Origin of the sequence: Xanthomonas sp. LMG 12460 (assembly GCF_009192895.1) — a bacterium.
Taxonomy (GTDB): domain Bacteria; phylum Pseudomonadota; class Gammaproteobacteria; order Xanthomonadales; family Xanthomonadaceae; genus Xanthomonas_A; species Xanthomonas_A sontii.
The window spans coordinates 1-2,988 of sequence record NZ_NKUH01000141.1 but is presented as its reverse complement, the minus strand read 5'-3'; the positions used below and the strand labels follow the sequence as shown (position 1 = coordinate 2,988).

2 protein-coding genes and 2 pseudogenes are annotated in these 2,988 nt (G+C 69.6%); all 4 read left to right on the top strand.

The genetic code is table 11. The features are described from left to right. Window positions 1-325: 325 nt before the first annotated feature. Window positions 326-1,066, top strand: coding sequence for a flagellar motor protein (locus CEK66_RS19895; protein ID WP_010341770.1), 741 nt, complete (start codon window positions 326-328; stop codon window positions 1,064-1,066). 1 nt (window position 1,067) lies between these two features. Continuing rightward, a pseudogene (gene motD, locus CEK66_RS19890) lies at window positions 1,068-1,877 on the top strand (flagellar motor protein MotD); the annotation flags it as partial. Between the two features lie 143 nt (window positions 1,878-2,020). Further along, window positions 2,021-2,803 carry a ParA family protein gene (locus CEK66_RS19885; protein ID WP_017910758.1) on the top strand — a complete coding sequence of 261 codons (783 nt, stop codon included), beginning with the start codon at window positions 2,021-2,023 and terminating at the stop codon, window positions 2,801-2,803. Then, a pseudogene (locus CEK66_RS19880) lies at window positions 2,800-2,988 on the top strand (chemotaxis protein CheW); the annotation flags it as partial. The gene CEK66_RS19885 and the pseudogene CEK66_RS19880, both read left to right, overlap by 4 nt.

The following is a 2,988-nucleotide window of genomic DNA, read 5'->3' as shown; positions in this document are numbered from 1 at the left end:
GGGAATGGGGAATGGGGAATCGTAAGAGCGGGTTCCCTGGCGCTTCGTTTTCCCCTGATTCCGCCGTAGAAGCGGCTTTAGCCGCGACGCGGTGAGGCTGGGATTCGGGAATGGGGATTCGGGAATCGCAACAGCAGCTCCCGTGTACCTCACTCCCCAATGTGGGAGCGGCTTCAGCCGCGACGCGATAGAGCCGGGATGAGCGGTTGGCGTGCGCGCGCTTTTGCGATTCCCCATTCCCGAATCCCGGCTTCATCGACTCCCCATTCCCCATTCCCGGCCGCCAACCCATCAAGTCCCAAGCCCCCTGGCCGATACCTCCTGCATGGACAAGCTCAGTCTCATCGGCCTGCTGTTGGCGATTCTGTCGCTCATCGGCGGCAGCATCCTCAAGGGCGCCGGCATTTCGGCGCTGTGGTCGCCGGCTGCGTTCGTCATCGTGATCGTCGGCACCGTCGCGGCGATCCTGGTGCACACCCCGCCGTCCGTGTTCCGCCGTGCGTTCCAGATCGCCAAGTGGATCCTGTGGCCGCCGCCGAGCGATCGCCAGGCGTTGCTCAAGCAGATCGTGGAATGGAGCAACATCGCGCGCCGCCAGGGCCTGCTCGGGCTGGAGAACCAGGTGCCGCAGCAGCAGGATCCGTTCGTGCGCAAGGGCCTGCAGATGCTGGTGGACGGCGTGGAGCCGGAAGCCATCCGGCACATGCTGGAGATCGACCTGGAAGGCCAGGAACATTGCGACCTGGCCGCGGCCAAGGTGTTCGAGGGCATGGGCATCTACGCGCCCACCCTGGGCATCATCGGCGCGGTGCTGGGCCTGATCGCGGTGATGAAGAACCTGGCCGACCCGAGCAAGCTCGGCCACGGCATCGCCGCCGCGTTCACCGCCACCATCTACGGCATCGCCTCGGCCAACCTGCTGTTCCTGCCGATGGCCGCCAAGCTCAAGAGCGTGATCAAGCACAGCTGCGGCGAGCGCGAAATGATCATCGAAGGGTTGATCGCCATCGCCCAGGGCGAGAACCCGCGCAACATCGAATCGAAACTGGCCGGATTCTTGCATTGAGTTGCCAATGGCCCGCAAGCACTCCCACGACGAGCACGCCAACCACGAGGCATGGGCCATCCCCTATGCCGACCTGATGACGTTGCTGCTCGCCTTCTTCGTGGTGATGTACGCGCTGTCCACGATCAACGAAGCCAAGTACCGGGTCATGGCCGACGCGATGAGCGCCGCGTTCGGCGGCACCCCGACGACCCTGCGTCCGGTGCAGGTCGGCGACCACGCGCTGCAGGGCCAGGGCGGCGAGCGGCCGACCCCGATCAAGTCCAGCCCGGCGCTGACCCTGCCCGATCCCAACCGCCTGCCCTCGGGCAACGCGCAGCGCGGCGACGACCTGCGCGACGCGCAGCAGCTGCGACGCGCACAGCGCCAGCTCGACAGCATCGCCGATCGTCTCGGCGCCGCGCTGGCGCCGCTGATCCAGAAGAAGCTGATCACCGTGCGCCGCGCCGGGCTGTGGATCGAAGTGGAGATCAACAGCGACATCCTGTTCGGCTCCGGCTCGGCCGCGCTCGACCAGAGCGCGCGCGCCACCCTGTCCGAACTGGCGCAGGTGCTGTCCGGCGTGCCCAACGGGGTGCGCGTGGAGGGCTACACCGACAACACCCCGATCGCCACCGCGCAGTTCCCCTCGAACTGGGAACTGTCGGCGGCGCGCGCGGCCAGCGTGGTCCACCTGTTCGCCGACCAGGGCCTGCAGCCCTCGCGGCTGTCGATGATCGGCTACGGCCAGTTCCGCCCGCGCGCCAGCAACGACACGCCGGCCGGCCGCAACGCCAACCGCCGCGTGGTGTTGGTGATCCTGGCCGACTCCGGCGACAGCGGCGATGCGACGCCGTCGGCCTCCGATCGTTTGAGCGCCGGTGCCGCGCCGGCCACCCCGACACCCCCCGCCGCGGCGGCCCCCGGCAACGCCGGCGGCCCCCGCGCAGTACCTGCCATTGAAGGAGTCAACTGATGCGCATCTGGGCGATCGCCAACCAGAAAGGTGGCGTGGGCAAGACCACCACCACACTGGCCCTGGGCCGTGGGCTGGCCATGCTCGGGCACCGCGTGCTGATGCTCGATCTCGATCCGCACGCCTCGCTGACCCGGGCCTTCGACGTGCCGCAGGAACCGCAGCCGCCGGGCGTGCTCGACCTGTTCGCGACCCCGCCGGGCGAACTCGCCGCGCTGGCCCGCGACACCGCGGTCGAGCGTCTGAGCTTCGTCTGCGGGCAGACCGCGCTGGCCACACTGGAACGGCGCAGCGCCAACCAGCCCGGCCTGGGCCTGGCGCTGCAGCAGGCCATGGCCCGCCACGCCGGCCAGCACGACTACATCCTGCTCGACTGCCCGCCGACCCTGGGCCTGCTGATGATCAACGCGCTGGCGGCGGCCGACCGCGTGATCATCCCGACCCAGGCCGAGCCCCTGGCCCTGCACGGCCTGGCCAGCATGGTCCGCACCGTGGACATGGTCGAGCGCTCGCGGCGCCGGCCGCTGCCCGCGTCGATCCTGCCGACCCTGTTCGACAAGCGCACCCGCGCCGGCAACGAGACCTTGCGGCAGATGCAGGACAGCTACGGCGAGCGGGTGTGGGAAGACGCCATCCCGGTCGACACCAAGATCTGCAACGTCAAGGCGCTGACGGTGGCCGGCGTGCCGGGCGACTACCCGGGTCGCGGCCTGGCCGCCTACCGCCGCGCGCTGGAATGGCTGATCGCCAGCGACGCCACGCCGATGGAGCAAGCCGCATGAGCACCCCCGGGGTCATCGACGATTATCTGGAAGGCCTGCTCCACGACGTGATCGCCGAGGAACAGAAGGCCGTGCCGCCGAGCCCCGCGCCGGTCGCGGTCGCCGACGTGCAAGCGGACGCCGCGACGACGGCGCCCGCCCCGGCCGCGGCCGGACCGACCCCGGAGCAGATCGCTGCCGCGGTC